Source organism: Bradyrhizobium sp. 132 (genome assembly GCF_023074185.1).
GTDB lineage: Bacteria > Pseudomonadota > Alphaproteobacteria > Rhizobiales > Xanthobacteraceae > Bradyrhizobium.
On the sequence record NZ_JADPKY010000051.1, the window covers coordinates 36994 to 54714 of the forward strand.

Consider the following 17721-nt stretch of genomic DNA (forward strand, 5'->3'; position numbering starts at 1 on the left):
ATCGGCAGGCTACCGTGCATTCGCGGTGCAGCGCGAATGACGGTTTTTTCAATCCAGGGATGCAGTCTGGATTGATGCTCCCAAGAAAGCAAGCCGAAGGCAAACCGATCTGGCGTTCAGTGGCCGGCCCTTGCCGGCGCGGGCGGCCCATACATCTCGGCCTCCTCCGCCACCTTCTCCCGATCCCCGCCCAGCACGCGCTGCACGGAGACGAAGAACACCGGCACCATCAGCAGGGCCAAGATCACCACCGCAATCATGCCGCCCATCACGATGGAGCCGAGCGATTGCTGGCTGGCGCCGCCGGCGCCGTGGGCGATGGCCATCGGCAGCACGCCGCAGATGAAAGCGAGGCCGGTCATCAGGATCGGGCGGAAGCGCAGGCGGCAGGCCTCGATGGTGGCGTCCACCAGCGGCTTGCCTTCCTTCCGCAGATCCTTGGCGAATTCGATGATCAGGATCGCGTCCTTTGCCGCTAGTCCGATGATGGTGATCAGGCCGACGGTGAAATAGACGTCGTTCGGCAGGCCGCGCAGCATCGCCGCGATCACGGCGCCGACGATACCGAGCGGCACGGTGAGCAGCACCGCGAGCGGAATGGTCCAGCTCTCGTACAGCGCGGCCAGGCACAGGAACACCACGAACACCGACAGCGCCAGCAGGAACGGCGCCTGCGAGCCGGACAGCTTTTCCTGCAGCGATTGTCCGGTCCATTCATAGCCGAAGCCGCGCGGCAGCTTGCCGGAAAGCCGCTCCATCTCGGCGATGGCGTCGCCCGAGGTGAAGCCGGGCTTGGCCTCGCCCGAGATGCGCACCGCCGGATAATAATTGAAGCCGGCGATCTGGGTTGGTCCGCGTGCCCATTCCACGGTGGTAAAGGACGAGAACGGCACGAGCTGGCCGCGGCTGTTCTTGACATTGTAGTTGAGGATGTCCTCGGTCCGCATGCGGTCGCGGGCATCGGCCTGCACCACGACGCGCTGCATGCGGCCGCGGTTCGGGAAGTCGTTGATGTAGTTCGAGCCGAGATTGGTCGAGATCGTGTTGTTGATGTCCTCGAAGGTGACGCCGAAGGCGCCGGCTTTTTCGCGGTCGACCACGAGATTGACCACGCCGGCCTCGGGCAGGCCCTCGACATAGACCTTCTGCAGCACGGAACTGGCATTGGCCTCCGCGATCAACTGGTCGGCGGCACGCATCAGGGCCGGATAGCCCTTCTGGCCACGGTCCTGAAGGCGGAACGAGAAGCCCGAGGAGTTGCCGAGATTGTCGATCGGCGGTGGCTGCAGCGCGGCGATCTTCGCGTCGCGGATTGACGACGACAGATCGCGGTTGATGTCCGCGACGATCGCCGCTGCCGAATCCTTCGGCCCGCGCTCCGACCAGTCCTTCAGGGTAATGAAGGCCTGCGCGGTGTTCATGCCCTGGCCGGAGAAGCTGAAGCCGGTGAGGAAGGTGACGTTGTCGACGCCCGGCCGCTCCGCCAGATATTTCTCGACCTTCTCGATCACCGCCTCGGTGCGGGCATAGGACGAATCCGACGGTGTCTGCACGTCGGTGGTGACGAAGCCCTGGTCGTCGACGGGCAGGAAGCCGCCGGGCAGGTTGACGAAGGCCCATGACAGGCCGGCGAGCAGCGCGACGTAAACCAGCATCAAGCGGCCGGTGCGCTTCAGCGAGAAGCCGACAGTGCGCGAATAGCCCTCCTTGCTGCCGTCGAGCATGCGGTTGAACCAGCCGAACACGCCCTTCTTGGCATGACCGTGGCCGGCCGCGACGGGCTTGAGCAAGGTCGCGCACAGCGCCGGCGTCAGCGACAGCGCCAGGAAGGCGGAGAAGCCGATCGCGGCGACCATGGTCACGGAGAACTGGCGGTAGATGATGCCGACCGAGCCCGGGAAAAACGCCATCGGCACGAACACCGCCATCAGCACCAGCGTGATGCCGATGATGGCGCCGGTGATCTGCGACATCGCTTTCCGCGTCGCCTCCTTCGGCGGCAACCCTTCCTCGGCCATGATGCGCTCGACGTTCTCGACCACGACGATGGCGTCGTCGACGAGGATGCCGACCGCGAGCACCATGCCGAACATCGAGAGCATGTTGATGGAGTAGCCGGCGAGCAGCAGCGTGGTACAGGCGCCCAGCAACGCCACCGGCACCACGATGGTCGGAATGATGGTGTAGCGGATGTTCTGCAGGAACACGAACATCACCACGAACACCAGCACGATGGCTTCGACCAGCGTTGTCAGCACCTTCTTGATCGAGGCCTCGACCACCGGCGTGATGTTGTAGGGAATCTCGTAGGAGATATTGGCCGGGAAGAAGCGCGACAGCTCCTTCATCTTCTCTTCGACGGCGCTCGCAGTCGCCAGCGCATTGCCGGTCGGCGACATCAGCACCGAGAGACCGGCGGTCGGCTTGCCGTCGAGACGCGTGTTGAACTGATAGCTGAGACCACCGACCTCGATGCGCGCGACGTCGCGCAGACGCACGGTCGAGCCATCGGCATTGGCGCGCAGGATGATGGAACCGAATTCGTCCGGTGACGAGAGCTGGCCCTTGACCAGCACCAGCGCGGAGGTGCGCTGGCTCGACGTCGACGGCTCGGCGCCGATGCTGCCCGATGCCACCTGCGCGTTCTGCGCGGTGATCGCCTTGTTGACGTCGTCCGCGGTCAGCCCATAGCCGACCAGCTTTGCCGGATCGACCCAGACGCGCAAAGAACGCTCGGTCGAGTAAAGCGTGGCGCGGCCGACGCCGGGGATGCGGCGGATCTCGCCGAGCACGTTGCGGATCATGAAGTCGCCCAGGCCCACCTCGTCGAGGCTGCCGTCGGTCGAGTTCAGCGTGATGATCTGGAGCACCGCGCTGGATGCTTCCTCGATCAGGATGCCTTGCTGCATCACCGCACGCGGCAGCCGCGCCTCGACGCGCTTGATGCGGTTCTGCACCTCGACCGAGGCGGCGCTGGTGTCGGTGCCCGGCTGGAAATTGGCGATGATCTCGACCTGGCCGAGCGAGTCGCTGGTGGATTCGAAATTGAGGATGCCGGAAGCGCCGTTGAGCTCCTCCTCGATCAGCCGCGTGACGCTGTTGTAGAGGTTTTCGGGCGAGGCGCCGGGATAGCTGGTCGAGATCGAGATCGAGGGCGGGGCGATGATCGGATACTGCGCGATCGGCAACAGCGGAATCGAAATTGCGCCGACCAGACAGATGAACAGCGCGACCACCCAGGCGAAGATCGGCCTGTCGATGAAGAAACTCGCCATGGCCTATTACCGCGTGAGCTTCTGGGCGTGCCGATTGTCCGCGGTTGCATCCGCTTCCGACCAGGATTGCGGCTTGACCCTGTCGCCGGCGGCGAATTTCTGGAAACCTTCGACCACGACCTTGTCGCCGGCCTTCAGGCCGTCGGTAACGAACCAGATTCCGTCCTGTGCCGAGCCGGTACGCACCGGCTGCACCGCGATGTGGTTGTCGTCCTTGACGACGAACACCTCGCTGCCGCCGCCGCCGTTGCGCTGGATCGCCTGTTGCGGCACCGCGATCGCGTCGCTATCGAGGCCCTGGTCGATGCGGACCCGGACATACATGCCCGGCAACAGCTCGCGCTTGGGATTGCGGAACTCACCGCGCAAGGTCACCTGACCGGTGTTGGCATCGACCTTGGCGTCCGAGAACAGCAACTTGCCGTCGAGCGAGTAGAGGGTGTTGTCGTCGAGCACGAGATGCACCTTGGCCGCATCAGGCGCGATGCGCTCGAGGTCGCCGCTCTCGAAGGCGCGGCGGAGCTGGTTGAGCTCGTTCACCGACTGGGTGAAGTCGGCATAGATCGGATCGAGCTGCTGGATCGTGGCAAGGTTGGTCTCGTTCTGGACCGCGAGCGCGCCCTCGCTGACCAGGGCAGCACCGACGACGCCGTCGATCGGCGCGCGCACGGTGGCATAGTCGAGATTGAGCTTTGCGCGCGCGAGGTCGGCCTTGCGACCCTCGACCTCGGCATGGGCCTGGCGCTCGGCCGCGATCGCCTTCTCGTTCTCGGCTTCGGGCGCGGCGCGCTGGGCGGTGAGCGTGGCGATGCGGCGCGCCTGCTGCTGGGTCTGCATCAACGCAGCCTCGGCCTTGGCGAGCGCGGCGTCGTTGGCCATCACTTCGACCTCGAACGGACGCGGATCGATGCGGTACAGTGCATCGCCCGCCTTCACCTCGCTGCCCTGTCGAAACAGGCGCTCGACCACGATGCCGGAGACGCGCGGCCGCACGTCGGACACGCGCGTCGGCGCAATGCGGCCCGGCAGTTCGCGCACCACGGCGCGCGGCTGCGGCTTGACGATGACAATGCTGACGTCGGGGTCGTTGGGCTGGGCGGCTGATATGGCAGAACTGGATTCGTCGCAGCCTGCCAACAGCGGCGTAAAGGCCGCGAGCATCATTGCAACGCATGCCGATCGCGCGCGAAGTCCTGACATGAAGTGGGGTGCCCCGATATTGTTGAAACCGATCACGCTCCGCGGGGCCTGTTCTGGGTGATTCCGCGCGGCCGATGTCGTCAACATAGAGGGGACTTGCTGCGACGCAACGCACGTTGCGGCGGCTCAATGTCACACGGCCTATCATGCTGAGGTCAGGGCGTTTTTCACGCCTCACCCGATTGTGAATCGGGTTCCATCGCGGCGTGCTGCGACAGAAGATCGCAATTACCCGGCGGCCTTCATCCGGTAGTGGCTGACACCCCACTCGGTTCCATCGGCGTAGCCGAACAGGCCCGACGTCGCAAGGAAGAGCCAGCGCCAGCGTCGCAGCCACAGGCCGGTCTCCTCGCCATGGATGTTGCGCAAGGCCGTCTCGATGGAACCGCGATGCGCGTCGAAATTGGCGAGCCAGTCGCTGGCGGTGCGCTGATAATGCGTGCCGCTCCAGCACCATTCCTTCTCGATCGTGAAGATGTCGCCGAATTGCCTGACGAGGTGATGGCTCGGCATCAGCCCGCCCGTGAAGACATGCTGCGCGATCCAGTCTTCGCGATTGGCCCGGTCGAACAGGTGAGAGCCGGAGCGATGGGCGACGATGTGCATGAAGAACCGCCCCTCCGGCGCGAGCCACGCGCGCAGGCGCGTCATCAGCTTGCGCCAGTTCATCACGTGCTCGAACGTCTCGACCGAGACGATGCGGTCGAATTGCCCGTCGGGCGCGAACACATTCATGTCCGCAGTGACCACGCACAGGTTGAGGAGACCGCGCAGCCGCGCCTCTTCCTCGACATAGGCGCGCTGCGCCTGCGAGCTCGACACCGCCGTCACCTTCGCGTGCGGAAACTGACGCGCCATCCACAACGACAGCGAACCCCCGCCGCAGCCGAGTTCGAGGATGGTCTGACCGTCGGCGAGAGCGGCATGCTCGACGGTCTGGCGCAGCGCCTCCTCCTCGGCCTCCCGCAAGGTGGTCGCGCCGGTCTTGTAGAAGCAGGACGAGTATTTGCGGTTGGGACCGAGCACCTTCGCAAAGAACGAAGCGGGCATCTCGTCATGCCCAGCATCCGCGTCCTCGGCGATCGGCCGCAGCATCATCCTTCCTGCGAAAGCGGCATCGTCGGCCGCGCCCAGCGAGGACAGGCGCGTCGCCGTGCGCGAACACAGGCGCTGGATCGCCGCGCGGATCACGACATCGGGCAGCGGCACCCGTTCGGCAGTCCCGATGATCGCGGAAACGACGCTCATGCGATCACTCCGTCTCTGGGCGGCAGGGGCCAAAATCCGAGCTAAGCCTGTGGAATACCGAAGTTCTGCAAGATACGCGGGTATCAAAGCCCCGTTTCGGCATTGGGTTCCACAACCCTCCCCGAAATCGCCGCATCCGGCGCTTTTTTTGGGCTGGCGCTGTGCCATAGTGCGCCCGCAAGCAAGTTTCGTAACGGATGACACCGACCATGCCGTCAGGCGCCTCGCCTCGCTCTCCCATCGACATCGAATACACCAAGCTCTCCTCGCCCAGCGTTTTCCTGGTGCGGATGCTGGTCTTCCTGGTGCTCTGCACCCTGGTCGGCGTGGTGCTCTACAAGCAGATCATCCAGGCCTTCTTCGCCAATCCCGGGCTCAATGCGCTGATCGGCGGCGTGATGTTCATCGGCATCATCCTGGCCTTCCGCCAGGTGATCCGGCTCTATCCTGAAGTCTCCTGGGTCAATAATTTCCGCATCGCCGATCCCGGCCTGGCGCCCGCCCGCCACCCCAAGCTGCTGGCGCCGATGGCGATGATCCTCGGCGGCGAGCGCTCCGGGCGGATGTCGATCACCCAGACCACCATGCGGCACCTGCTCGATTCGATCGCGACCCGCCTCGACGAGGCCCGCGACATCTCCCGCTACATGACCGGCCTTCTCGTGTTCCTCGGCCTGCTCGGCACCTTCTGGGGCCTGATCGAGACGGTCGGCTCGGTCGGCAAGGTGATCGACGGGCTCAAGGTCGGTGGCGATTCCGGCGCCCTGTTCGACACGCTGAAGGAGGGTCTCGCCGCGCCGCTCGGCGGCATGGGCATCTCGTTCTCGAGCTCGCTGTTCGGCCTCGCCGGCTCGCTGATCCTCGGCTTTCTCGACCTGCAATCGAGCCAGGCGCAGAACCGCTTCTACACCGACCTCGAAGACTGGCTCGCCACCACCGTGCGCGAGTACGGAAGCGGTGAGGTCGCGGCGGCCTCCGGTGGCGGCGGTGTTGCCAGCGGCGAACTTCAGGCCGCGGTCGAGCGGCTGCGCATCGTGCTCGAGGAGGGCACGGCCAGCCGCAGCACCACCGCGTCAATGGCAGGCCTTGCCGAAGCCATCCAGGCGCTGGTCTCGCATATGCGGACCGAGCAGCAGATGATCCGCGAATGGGCCGACGGCCAGGGCGAGCAGAACCGCGAGATCCGGCGCCTGCTGGAGCGCATCGCACGTCAACCCGAGAAGGGCTAGCAACATGGCTCTGGCGCGCGGCCGTCGCGGCGACACCTCTTTCAACTATTGGCCCGGCTTCGTCGACGCGCTGTCGACGCTGGTGCTGTCGATTGTGTTCCTGCTGTCGGTATTCCTGGTCGTGCAATTCTTCCTGTCGCAGGAGGTCACCGGCAAGGACAAGGCGCTGGAGCTGCTCAACGCCAAGATCGCGCAGCTCAACGAGCTGCTGTCGCTGGAAAAGCTCGGCAAGCTCACGCTCGACGACCAGGTCTCGTCACTGAAAGCCGGCCTTGCTTCGGCCGAGTCCGAGCGCGACCGCATCAAGGGCCTCTATGAGGGCTTAGCCGCCGCCGGCAACGACGCGCAAGGCAAGTCCTCCGAACTCGGCAAGGCGCTGGACTCGGAGAAGGCGGTTTCGGCGCGGGCGCTGGCGCAGATCGAGGTGCTGAACCAGCAGATCAGCGCGCTGCGGCGGCAATTGGCCGCGCTGGAAGAAGCGCTCGACGTCTCCGAGAAGCGCGACAAGGAATCGCAAAATCGAATTGCCGATCTGGGGTCTCGCCTGAATGTTGCCCTGGCGCAGCGCGTGCAGGAATTGTCGCGCTACCGCTCGGAATTCTTCGGCCGCCTGCGCGCCATCCTCGGCAACCGCCCCGACATCCGCATCGTCGGCGACCGCTTCGTGTTCCAGTCCGAAGTGTTCTTCGACACCGGACAGGCGGTGCTGTTGCCTGAAGGCCGCGCCGAGCTCGACACCCTGGCGACCGCGCTGATCGACCTCGACAAGAAGATCCCGAACGAGATCCCCTGGGTGCTGCGCGTCGACGGCCATACCGACGTGCGTCCGGTCAACGGGCCGAACTTCAAGTCGAACTGGGACCTCTCGGCCGCCCGCTCCATCTCCGTGGTGCAGTATCTGATCTCGCTCGGCGTGCCCGCCCAGCGCCTGGTCGCCGCCGGCTTCGGCGAATTCCAGCCGCTCGACACCGCCAACACGGAAGAAGCCTATAAGCGCAACCGCCGCATCGAGCTGAAGCTGACGGAGCGGTAGTGAGCGCCGTCCACCTCCGCCCTTACCGTCCCGAGGACGAGGCAGCCTCGATCGAGCTCTGGCATCGCACCTGGCAGCAGGCCTATCCGCAGATCAACTTCGCCGCCCGCCTGGAATGGTGGCGCGAGCGCTGGCGCAAGGATCTGGTGCCGAAAGCCTCGATCGTGGTGGCGGAGCAGGATGGCGCGCTGACCGGCTTCGTCACCATCGACGGCGACGGCTACCTCGACCAGCTCGTGGTCGATCCCGGTCACTGGGGCTCGGACGCCGCAAGGCTGCTGGTGGATGAGGCCAAGCGCCTGTCGCCGGCGGGCGTGACGCTCCTCGTCAACAAGGACAACACCCGCGCCATCCGCTTCTACGAACGCAACGGCTTTGCCCATGCCGGCGACGAGGTGAACCCGACCTCGGGCCGGCCGGTGCTGAAGATGTCATGGCGGGCGTGACGCCCGCCACCTCGGGATCCCGGGACGTCACCTATTCGTTGTGCCCGGAAGTTGCGCTGGCAAGCGGATGGAGATGACCGATGAAACTGAGCGATCTGGCCAAGGGGTGTTCGGTCCTGCTCGGCGTCATCGTCGCCGGATATGTCTCGACGAATTATGTCGATCAGCGCTTCGCCACGCCGGTCAAGACGACAAGTCTTCCTGCTCCGACGAACGGCCCCGCGCCATCGGCCTGCGTCGAAGAGGACGGCAGCTGGAAGAACTGGTTCTGGCCGAACGTGCCGGCGCTCTCGCCGAAGTGCAAATGATCGGGACGGCCAGCAAGGGTGTGGTCGAGAAATAGCGCAGCCTGCCAGATCCAGCCGCCGATACTCCGGTGTAAGCGCAACTACCTTCCGGGCGGCCGCTGAGGTGACTGTCTCGACGGTGTGTTGCCGGCATCCACTGCTGGGTGCGCAAAATTCGCACCCAGCGCACGTTCGGATTTGAAGCCTACTCGGATGCAAAGGAGCCGTTATGCTCAAGGTCGAACCCACGCTTGAAAATCTGGCATCGCATATCCAGCGGCAGGAGCGATCGCTGAAGGCTATGAGATGGAGCGTTCTAGGGGCTACAATCATGGCGGCTGCGGCGATCATCGCATCCCAATGGCACGCGACCGTTAATGCCGGTACAGTCAAGGCCAAGACCCTGTCTGTTGAAACAATAGCCTTGCGCAATGACACCGGCAAAATCGTAGCCTTGATCTCATCCACTTCCGACGGAACGCCGCATATTTCGCTGTTCGATAGCCGCCAGAAGGTGCGTCTCAGCATCGGGCTTCGCCAGGATGGCGCACCTTCGGTGTCGCTCCTCGACACGGAGCAAGGTCAGCGGGCAGTGCTGTCTCTGAACGATCATCAGGATGCGTCCTTGACGATGTTCAATGCTGCAAAACTTCCCCGTGCGACGCTCGCCGTCGATGCCGCCAGCTCGGGTCACATGGTTCTCTTCGGGACGGGCGGTGGTCTAAACCTCTCCGCTTTGGATGGTCGGGTGCAGTGGAATCCGGTGGACGGAGCCGCTCAGAACGTCCAAACAAAAACCGAATCCAAATAAATTCAGCCGTAACGGTCATGCCGCCTTCAGCCAAAGCTCTGGTGCGATCCGAGGCTGAAGTTCTCAGATGACTTGGAAGGAAAGCTTGGACGAGCGCTCGGTTTGGAGAAGCAAGTTCATGCGCCCAGGTCAGCTTTGGCTCCACATGCGGTGATCTTGCGGTCCGGCGCTGATCTCCGATAAGCCCTTACGGACTTCAGCGGTGCGCGGGCGATGACACCGTGAATGAAGCGGCAGCCCGACCTACTCCGCCTCACGCCCCCTCGAACTGCAATCTCGCCAGCCTCGCATAGAGCCCGTTCGCAGCGACGAGCTCGGCATGCGTGCCCTGCTCGACGATCTTGCCCTGGTCCATCACCAGGATGCGGTCGCAGGACAGCACGGTGGCGAGGCGATGCGCGATGACGAGCGTGGTGCGGTGGCGCATCAGCTCTTCCAGCGCGGTCTGCACCAGCGTCTCGCTTTCGGCGTCGAGCGCGGAGGTGGCTTCGTCGAGCAGCAGGAGCGGCGCATCGCGCAGGATCGCGCGGGCGATCGCGATGCGCTGACGCTGGCCGCCTGATAGCGTCACGCCGCGCTCGCCGAGCGGCGTCTCGAAACCTTCGGGCAGGCGGCGGATGAACTCGGCGGCGTGCGCGAGCTCGGCGGCGCGCTCGACCTCGGCGTCGGTCGCATCGGGCCGGCCGAAGCGGATGTTGTCGCGGGCGCTTGTCGCGAACACGTTCGATTCCTGCGGCACCAGCGCGATACGGGAGCGGAAATCGCGCGGATCGGCGGATTTGACCGGCACGCCGTCGAGCGAGATCGCGCCGCTCCGCGGATCGTAGAAGCGCAGCAGCAGATGAAAGATCGTGCTCTTGCCGGCACCGGAGGGACCGACGATCGCGACCTTCTCGCCGGGGCGCACGGTGAACGACACGGCATCGAGCACATTGACGTCGCGCCGCGCCGGATAGGCGAAGCTGACCTGGTCGAAACCGACTTCGCCGCGTGCCGGCACCGGCAGCGCGCGCGGCGCCGCGGGCGCCTTGATGTCAGGCTGCACATGCAGGATCTCGAACAGCCGCTCGGCAGCGCCGGACGCTGCCGAAACCTCGCCCCAGACCTCGCTGAGCTGGCCGAGGCCCGCCGCTGCGAACGCCGCATAGAGCACGAACTGGCCGAGCCGGCCCGGCGAGATGGCGCCGGTCAGCACGTCGTGCGAGCCGATCCAGAGGATCGCGACCACGCTTGCGAACACGATGAAGATGATGATGGCGGTCAGCACGGCGCGGGCCTGGGTCGAGGTGCGCGCGGCTTCATAGGCCTGCTCGACCTCGCCGCCGAAGCGCTTCGCAGCCAACCCTTCGCTGGTATAGGCCTGCACGGTACGGATCGCACCGATCAGCTCGCCCGCATAGGCAGATGCCTCGGCCAGCGTGTCCTGCGCATTGCGCGACAGACGCCGTACCCAGCGCCCGAAGGCGACCAGCGGCAGCACGATCAGGGGAATGGCAAGCAGCACGAAGCCGGACAAGCGCGGGCTGGTGAACACCATCATCGCGGCGGCGCCGAAGAACATCATCAGATTGCGCAGCGCGATCGAGACGGAAGCACCGACGGCGGATTTGATCTGGGTGGTATCCGCCGTGAGACGCGACACCAGCTCGCCACTGCGCGCGGAATCGAAGAAGGCCGGCGAGAGCGACAAGAGATGGGCGAAGACGTCGCGCCTGAGATCGGTGACGATGCGCTCGCCGATCGTCATCACGAGGTAGTAGCGCGCGGCGCTTGCGAGCGCGAGCACGGCGACCACCGCGATCATCACCGAGAAGTAGCTGTTGATCAGCGCGATGCCCTCGGGCGTCAGGCCGAAATCGATCATCCGGCGCACGGCCACCGGCACCAGCAGCGTGGTCAACGCCGCAACCGTCAGCGCGACGAAAGCGAGCGCCGCCCGGCCGCGGTAGCGGGCCACATAGGGCGCGAGCGCCAGCAGCGGCCGCAGCTTCGCGCGGCTCTTCGCCGGCGCCTCCATCAATTCGGCTTCGATCGACGGGGCTTCTGCGGGCCCGGTTTCAAGCCGTTCTACTGCGCTCATGAGATCTGACCAAAAAGAGAGGAGTACGCTCCAAATAGGCCTGGCGAGCGGGAGTGGCAAATCCGGGATGTCCCTTGGGAGGACCGCCCGGTCCTTCAGGCACCGCGAAGGCGCTCCCAAAACGGTCCCAAGGCCGTCCGGCGGCTTGTTTTACAGGGGCTCGTGGGGTATAGACCCGGCCAAATCCGTCATTCGATAGCCACTCAAGCGAGGCGCCGGGGCGCCCTAGGAATTGCCATGAAAGCCGAAATTCATCCGGATTATCATACGATTAAGGTCGTGATGACCGACGGAACCGAGTATCAGACCCGCTCGACCTGGGGCAAGGAAGGCGACACGCTGAACCTCGACATCGACCCCAAGTCGCATCCGGCCTGGACCGGCGGCAACGCCCAGCTGATGGATCGCGGCGGCCGCGTCTCGCGCTTCCAGAAGAAGTTTTCGGGCTTCCTCAAGAAGGATTGATCCGGCCCTCGAGGCTGGAGATGAAAAACGCCCCCGGAGAGCCGGGGGCGTTTTTGTTTGTGGGGGTCTGTCGCGTAGCTGCCAGCCGGATCTTACCGCTCGAACGCCGCTTTCAGCGCGTTGAGATGCGGCACCAGCGGGTTGCCGATCGAGGGATGATCGACCGGCGGGGTGTGGATGGTGGTGTCCAGGCGGCGCACGCGGGTCTGGAGGCTCATCGAGCGATGGATCAGGTCCTGGAGCTGCGAGGGCAGCTTCTCGACGGTATCGGTGGGGCCGGGATCGGCGGCCGAGAGCTTGACCTTCGTCTTCTCGCGGCTGGCCTGGCCGAGCGTCATCTCGCCTTCCTTGACCGCGCGGTGCAGCAGCAGCCACGAGGCGAGCTGCATCAGGCGGGTGGTGAGGCGCATGCTCTCGGTCGCGTAGGTGAGGCTGACGGCGCGATCGAGCGCCTTGGCCTCGGTGCGGCCGGCGCCGTCGAGATAGGCGGCGGTCTCCTCGACCAGATCCATACCCTCGCGGAACAGGACGCCGAACGCCGCAGAATTGGTGAACCGCTCGCTGAGTTGAACGAGAGCGCCGTCGGCTTGCAAACGTTCCATGGTTAACGCCCCTTACGCAACTGTCTGACTGCCCGGCTTGGCGCCGGCTTATGATGAATAAATCATTGCGCGGGCGGGACGCCGAGTCCAGCGGCAAGCGCGGATATGGTTTCCGCGGGTCTTTCCTCGGAATTCAACCGAAACCAGTCTCTTTTTTGACGCGTTTTCTTCACGCGAACCGGTACCCACTTCGTTCGAAAACGCTTTCAAAGCAAAAAAAGAGCCGCCGGAAAACCGGCGGCTTGAAAGTTGATAACAGGGAGGCGTCAAACAGAGTGGACAGGAGCCACTCGGTGTCCAAACAAGGACAGTTCCAGTCATAAACTCGAAAGCTTAATGTGGAGTAAACGAGCGATTATTTTGAGAGTTCATTAGCCATGTCGGTCAGTGGCCGAGGGCGCTGCGGAACAATCCAGGCTCAGCGGCAGGGACAAAGACTATTCCCTCATGGTGAGGAGCGCGCATCGCGCGCGTCTCGAACCATGAAGGCCCCGCTCTCGCCCGCGGCCATCCTTCGAGACGACCGCTGCGCGGTCTCCTCAGGATGAGGACTATCGTGTGGGGCCACCCCGCTCCAGCGTCGGGCTCTACGACTTGAAAACGCTATTCGCCGCATCGCGCGAGGCGCGCTTCTTGGTGGCGGCTTCCTCAAGCCTTGTGATCTCGCCCTTGAGCAGCGCGATGCGCTCGGTCAGTTCCTCGACCGACAACAGTGAGAGATCCTGTCCGATCTCGTGGCTGATCTTCTTGCGCGGACGGTCGTCGTCTTCCATCGCCATCCTTGTTCCTCCTGCGTTCACACGGCGAGCCAAGCCGAGGTTGCCAGCGTGGACCGCGCTGGCTAAGCAATGGCCTCGTTTCCATCCCGCACCTTTGCTCAAGGACACATCATGGACAAGCTGCCCGCGCAAATGACGGTGGTCGCCATCTCCAAACCCGGCGGACCGGAAGTGCTGGTGCCGGAACAGCGAGCGCTGCCGCAGCCTGGCCCCGACGAGATCCTGGTCAAGGTGCAGGCCGCGGGCGTCAACCGGCCCGACGTCGCGCAGCGCTCCGGCGCCTATCCGCCGCCGCCCGGCGCGAGCGACCTGCCCGGCCTCGAGATCGCGGGCGAAGTGGTCGCCGTCGGCAGCAATGCCAAGCGGCACAAGATCGGCGACAAGGTGATGTCGCTGGTCGCCGGTGGCGGTTATGCGCAGTACTGCATCGCCCAGGACGCCCAGGCGATGAGCGTGCCGCCGTCGCTGTCGATGAAGGAAGCCGGCGCGCTGCCGGAAACCCTGATGACGGTCTGGCACAATGTGTTCGAGCGCGGCGGCCTCAAGACCGGGGAGACGCTGCTGATCCATGGCGGCTCGTCCGGCATCGGCACCATGGCGATCCAACTCGCGAAAGCGTTCGGCGCGAAGGTGATCGTCACCGTGGGATCGCAGGACAAGATCGACGCCTGCCTCAAGCTCGGCGCGGATCGGGCCATCAACTACAAGGACGAAGACTTCGTCGCCGTGGTCAAGGCGGAGACGAACAATACCGGCGCCAATCTGATCCTCGACATGGTCGCCGGCGACTATGTCGACCGCAATTATGATGCCGCCGCGGTCGACGGACGCATCGTGCAGATCGCGACCCTCAACGGGCCCAAGGTCACCGTCAACATCGCCAAGGTGATGGTCAAGCGCCTCACCCATACCGGCTCGACGCTGCGCCCCCGTAGTAATGCGGACAAGGCGGCGATGGTGGCCGCGATCGAGGCGAAAGTGATGCCGCTTTTGCGCGAAGGCCGGGTCAAGCCGCTGATGGACAGCACTTTCCCGCTGGAAAAGGCATCCGATGCACACCGGCGGATGGAAACCTCGGCACATATTGGCAAAATTGTGTTGGAGGTCTAGGCCAGCGACCCACAGGCGGGCCGGAAACCCTTTGATTTTCCTCGCTTTCGTGGCATCTATCGCGACGCACCGAACTATCTTGTTCCGTTCGGAAAACGCCGTGCACCGAAGAGCCTGCACTGAAGAGTTTGCGTCGAACGCGGAGAACTGACCTTGCGTCTGATCAGGCGCCTCGCGCCCATAGCGCTGGGCCTCATGATTCTCGTCTGCGCGTTCCCGGCGCGCGCGCTGGACGCTGTCAGCGTCCGCGGTGACGCGCCCGCGATCGACCTCACCGGCGTGCTCGAGCATCAGCGCAGCGACGCCGACCGCATTCAGGTCTCTACCGCGCCCGGAACCGACGGCATCGTCCGCCGCATCGAGGTGCGCGCCCGCGAAGGCGGCCAGAACTGGGTGGTGTTCGCGCTCGCCAACAACACCGACGACCAGCTCGACCGCCTGATCGTCGCCCCGCATTACCGCATCGTCTCCTCGGGGCTGTTGTGGCCCGACCTCGGGCTGTCGCGCATCGCAACCATCACCCCCTCGACCGGCGACCGGCCGGAGCGGCAGGAGAGCCCGACCGCCGACGTCTTCCGCGTCACCCTCGACCCCGGCGCCGTCGTCACCTTCGTCGCGGAGCTGCGCACCGACAAGCTGCCGCAGCTCTATCTGTGGGAGCCGGAAGCCTACAAGGACAAGGTCAACTCCTTCACGCTGTACCAGGGCATCGTGATCGGCATCTCCGGCTTGCTCGCGCTGGTGCTGACCATCCTGTTCGTGGTCAAGGGCAGCATCATGTTCCCGGCCGCCGCGGCGCTGGCCTGGGCGGTGCTGGTCTATATCGGCGTCGATTTCGGCTTCTGGGGCAAGGTGCTCGACATGTCGAACAACGCCGAACGCATCTGGCGCGCGGCGGGTGAGGCGATTTTGGCGGCAACGCTGCTGGTGTTCCTGTTCGCCTATCTCAACCTCAGTCGATGGCACGTGCGCTATTCGCACATTACGGTCGGCTGGCTCGCGTTCCTGGGCTCGCTGGTTGCGCTCGCTCTGTTCGACCCTGCGGTCGCCTCCGGCATCGCGCGCATCTCGCTGGTGCTGATCGCCTTCGCCGGCTTCGCGCTGATCGTCTATCTCTCCACCCACGGCTTCGACCGCGCGGTGCTGTTGATCCCGACCTGGTTCCTGCTGGTGATCTGGGTGATCGCGGCCGGCATGGCGGTCGCGGGCTCCGTCACCAACGACATCGTCGGCCCGGCGCTGCTCGGCGGTCTCGTGCTGATCGTGATGCTGATCGGCTTCACGGTGATGCAGCACGCGTTCGCGGGCGGCGGCGCCACCACCGGGGTGGTCTCCGACATCGAGCGGCGCGCGCTGGCACTGGCCGGCTCCGGCGATCTGATCTGGGACTGGGACGTTTCCGCCGACAAGGTGTTCACCAGCCCGGAGACCGAAGCCCTGCTCGGTCTCAAACGCGGCACGCTGGAAGGCCCGGCCGCGTCCTGGCTGGAAGTGCTGCACCCGCTCGACCAGGACCGCTTCCGCGCCGCGCTCGACAGCGTGCTGGATCAGCGCCGCGGCCGCCTGGTGCAGGATTTCCGTCTGCGCACGCCGGACGGTCACTTCATGTGGTTTGCGCTGAAGGCGCGCCCGGTGGTCGGCTCCGACGGCGAGGTCTCGCGCGTCGTCGGCACCCTCACCGACGTCACCGAACTGCGCAATGCCGAAGAGCGCCTGCTGCACGATTCCGTGCATGACAACCTCACCGGCCTGCCCAACCGCAAACTGTTCATGGACCGGCTCGGCGCGGTCGCGCATTTCGCCAAGACCATGCCGACGCTGCGGCCGACGCTGATGGTGATCGATCTCGACCGCTTCAAGCAAGTCAACGATTCCGTCGGCATCGCGGTCGGCGACTCGATCCTGCTGACGCTCGCCCGCCGCCTCACCCGCATCCTGAAACCGCAGGACACGCTGGCGCGGCTTGCCGGCGATCAGTTCGGCCTGATCCTGCTATCGGAGCAAGACCCTGCGCGCATCACCGCTTTCGCCGAGACCATCCGCAAGACCATCCGCGCGCCGATCGCCTTCAACGAACGTGAGATTTTTCTCACCGCCTCGATCGGTCTCGCCTTGTCCGATCCGCAAGTGCAGCTCACGGACGAGATCATCAAGGACGCCGAGCTTGCGATGTATCATTCCAAGCGCATCGGCGGCGACCGCATCGACGTCTACAAGCCCGCGATGCGCGCGCGAAAAACCGACCGGCTGACGCTGGAGAGCGAGCTGCGCCGCGCCATCGAGCGGCAGGAGCTCACGATCCTGTACCAGCCGATCGTGCGGCTGGAAGATCGTTCGATCGCCGGTTTCGAGGCGCTGGTGCGCTGGGATCATCCGAAGCTCGGGCGCATGGCGCCGTCGGAATTCATCGCCATCGCGGAAGAGACCGGTCTCATCATCGACCTCGGCATGTTCGTGCTCGACCAGACCGCCAAGCAGCTCTCGATCTGGCAGCGTGCGATGCGCTCGCGCGAGCCGATCTTCGCCAGCGTCAACGTCTCCTCGCGGCAATTGCTGCGCCACGACCTCATCCACGACATCCGCACCGTGCTGTCGCGCTCGTCGGTCGCCCGCGGCACGCTCAAGCTGGAATTGACGGAATCGATGGTGATGGAGAATCCGGAGCACGCGGCGCAGATGCTGACGCGGATCCGCGAGCTCGGCACCGGGCTGTCACTCGACGATTTCGGCACCGGCCATTCGTCGCTGGCCTATCTTCAGCGCTTCCCGTTCGACACCATCAAGATCGACCAGTCGTTCGTGCGCACCACCAATCGCGGCACCCGGCCGGTGATCCTGAAGTCGATCATCGCGCTCGCGCACGACCTCGGCATGGACGTGGTCGCCGAAGGCGCCGAGACCGATTCCGACGCGGTCGAGCTCTACCAGATGGGCTGCGAATACGCGCAGGGCTTCGCCTTCGGCGAGCCCATGGACGCCGACGCCGCGATGCGGCTGCTCACGGAAGTGCGGCTGGAAGCGGCGAGCTAGCTCTTCTTTCCCTCTCCCCTTGTTGTGCTATCGGATTCACACATCGGCCATTCGCAGTGAGGCGCCAAATTTGATGCGCTGGAGGGCTTCGAGCCCCAAGCGCATGGTTTTTGGTCCCGGCTTGCC

Annotated in this window: 14 protein-coding genes; 8 read left to right on the plus strand and 6 right to left on the minus strand. The window is 64.8% G+C overall.

Annotation, left to right across the window (positions count from 1 at the left end; genetic code table 11):
- Positions 1-116 precede the first annotated feature (116 nt).
- From IVA74_RS08965 to IVA74_RS08975, 3 genes are all read right to left on the minus strand, one after another.
- Positions 117-3275, minus strand: coding sequence for a multidrug efflux RND transporter permease subunit (locus tag IVA74_RS08965; protein WP_247341812.1), 3159 nt, complete (start codon positions 3273-3275; stop codon positions 117-119).
- A gap of 6 nt (positions 3276-3281) precedes the next feature.
- A complete protein-coding gene (locus IVA74_RS08970; protein WP_247341815.1) occupies positions 3282-4475 on the minus strand; it encodes an efflux RND transporter periplasmic adaptor subunit in 1194 nt (397 codons plus the stop codon).
- A 228-nt stretch (positions 4476-4703) separates the two neighbouring features.
- Positions 4704-5723, minus strand: a complete 1020-nt coding sequence (locus IVA74_RS08975) for a cyclopropane-fatty-acyl-phospholipid synthase family protein (protein ID WP_247341818.1) — start codon at positions 5721-5723, stop codon at positions 4704-4706.
- Between the two features lie 209 nt (positions 5724-5932).
- Here IVA74_RS08975 and IVA74_RS08980 point away from each other — a divergent pair, with 209 nt between their 5' ends.
- The 5 genes from IVA74_RS08980 to IVA74_RS09000 all read left to right on the plus strand — a co-directional run bounded on the left by IVA74_RS08980 (position 5933) and on the right by IVA74_RS09000 (position 9529).
- Positions 5933-6952: a flagellar motor protein MotA gene (locus tag IVA74_RS08980; protein ID WP_247341821.1), complete on the plus strand. Its 1020-nt coding sequence runs from the start codon at positions 5933-5935 to the stop codon at positions 6950-6952.
- Between the two features lie 4 nt (positions 6953-6956).
- A complete protein-coding gene (locus IVA74_RS08985) occupies positions 6957-7985 on the plus strand; it encodes a peptidoglycan -binding protein (protein WP_007599914.1) in 1029 nt (342 codons plus the stop codon).
- A complete protein-coding gene (locus tag IVA74_RS08990) occupies positions 7985-8431 on the plus strand; it encodes a GNAT family N-acetyltransferase (RefSeq protein ID WP_247341824.1) in 447 nt (148 codons plus the stop codon). The genes IVA74_RS08985 and IVA74_RS08990 overlap by 1 nt, the downstream gene beginning before the upstream one ends.
- Before the next feature lie 80 nt (positions 8432-8511).
- The gene (locus IVA74_RS08995) at positions 8512-8739 is read left to right on the plus strand and encodes a hypothetical protein (RefSeq protein ID WP_247341827.1); all 228 of its coding nucleotides are present in this window, start codon (positions 8512-8514) and stop codon (positions 8737-8739) included.
- 208 nt (positions 8740-8947) lie between these two features.
- A complete protein-coding gene (locus IVA74_RS09000) occupies positions 8948-9529 on the plus strand; it encodes a hypothetical protein (RefSeq protein ID WP_247341831.1) in 582 nt (193 codons plus the stop codon).
- A 253-nt stretch (positions 9530-9782) separates the two neighbouring features.
- Here the strand turns inward: IVA74_RS09000 and IVA74_RS09005 are convergent, their stop codons facing one another.
- The gene (locus IVA74_RS09005) at positions 9783-11609 is read right to left on the minus strand and encodes an ABC transporter ATP-binding protein/permease (protein ID WP_247341834.1); all 1827 of its coding nucleotides are present in this window, start codon (positions 11607-11609) and stop codon (positions 9783-9785) included.
- 237 nt (positions 11610-11846) lie between these two features.
- Here IVA74_RS09005 and rpmE point away from each other — a divergent pair, with 237 nt between their 5' ends.
- Positions 11847-12074 carry a 50S ribosomal protein L31 gene (gene rpmE / locus IVA74_RS09010; protein WP_247341837.1) on the plus strand — a complete coding sequence of 76 codons (228 nt, stop codon included), beginning with the start codon at positions 11847-11849 and terminating at the stop codon, positions 12072-12074.
- A 92-nt stretch (positions 12075-12166) separates the two neighbouring features.
- On the opposite strand, the gene IVA74_RS09015 is transcribed toward rpmE, so the two are convergent.
- Both IVA74_RS09015 and IVA74_RS09020 read right to left on the minus strand, forming a co-directional pair.
- Positions 12167-12676, minus strand: a complete 510-nt coding sequence (locus IVA74_RS09015) for a DUF1465 family protein (RefSeq protein ID WP_247341840.1) — start codon at positions 12674-12676, stop codon at positions 12167-12169.
- A gap of 587 nt (positions 12677-13263) precedes the next feature.
- The gene (locus IVA74_RS09020; RefSeq protein ID WP_247341843.1) at positions 13264-13455 is read right to left on the minus strand and encodes a DUF1192 domain-containing protein; all 192 of its coding nucleotides are present in this window, start codon (positions 13453-13455) and stop codon (positions 13264-13266) included.
- A 111-nt stretch (positions 13456-13566) separates the two neighbouring features.
- Between IVA74_RS09020 and IVA74_RS09025 the strand changes: the two genes are divergently transcribed.
- A complete protein-coding gene (locus IVA74_RS09025; protein WP_247341846.1) occupies positions 13567-14565 on the plus strand; it encodes an NAD(P)H-quinone oxidoreductase in 999 nt (332 codons plus the stop codon).
- 153 nt (positions 14566-14718) lie between these two features.
- Positions 14719-17595 (plus strand): EAL domain-containing protein, encoded by a 2877-nt coding sequence (locus tag IVA74_RS09030; protein WP_247341849.1) that lies wholly within the window; start codon positions 14719-14721, stop codon positions 17593-17595.
- The last annotated feature ends 126 nt before the right edge of the window (positions 17596-17721 follow it).

Coding starts and splice junctions, on each gene's coding strand:
- IVA74_RS08965 (WP_247341812.1), bottom strand. CDS start 3,275: ATGGCGAGTTTCTTCATCGACAGGCCGATCTTCGCCTGGGTGGTCGCG.
- IVA74_RS08970 (WP_247341815.1), bottom strand. CDS start 4,475: ATGTCAGGACTTCGCGCGCGATCGGCATGCGTTGCAATGATGCTCGCG.
- IVA74_RS08975 (WP_247341818.1), bottom strand. CDS start 5,723: ATGAGCGTCGTTTCCGCGATCATCGGGACTGCCGAACGGGTGCCGCTG.
- IVA74_RS08980 (WP_247341821.1), top strand. CDS start 5,933: ATGCCGTCAGGCGCCTCGCCTCGCTCTCCCATCGACATCGAATACACC.
- IVA74_RS08985 (WP_007599914.1), top strand. CDS start 6,957: ATGGCTCTGGCGCGCGGCCGTCGCGGCGACACCTCTTTCAACTATTGG.
- IVA74_RS08995 (WP_247341827.1), top strand. CDS start 8,512: ATGAAACTGAGCGATCTGGCCAAGGGGTGTTCGGTCCTGCTCGGCGTC.
- IVA74_RS09000 (WP_247341831.1), top strand. CDS start 8,948: ATGCTCAAGGTCGAACCCACGCTTGAAAATCTGGCATCGCATATCCAG.
- IVA74_RS09005 (WP_247341834.1), bottom strand. CDS start 11,609: ATGAGCGCAGTAGAACGGCTTGAAACCGGGCCCGCAGAAGCCCCGTCG.
- rpmE (WP_247341837.1), top strand. CDS start 11,847: ATGAAAGCCGAAATTCATCCGGATTATCATACGATTAAGGTCGTGATG.
- IVA74_RS09015 (WP_247341840.1), bottom strand. CDS start 12,676: ATGGAACGTTTGCAAGCCGACGGCGCTCTCGTTCAACTCAGCGAGCGG.
- IVA74_RS09020 (WP_247341843.1), bottom strand. CDS start 13,455: ATGGCGATGGAAGACGACGACCGTCCGCGCAAGAAGATCAGCCACGAG.
- IVA74_RS09025 (WP_247341846.1), top strand. CDS start 13,567: ATGGACAAGCTGCCCGCGCAAATGACGGTGGTCGCCATCTCCAAACCC.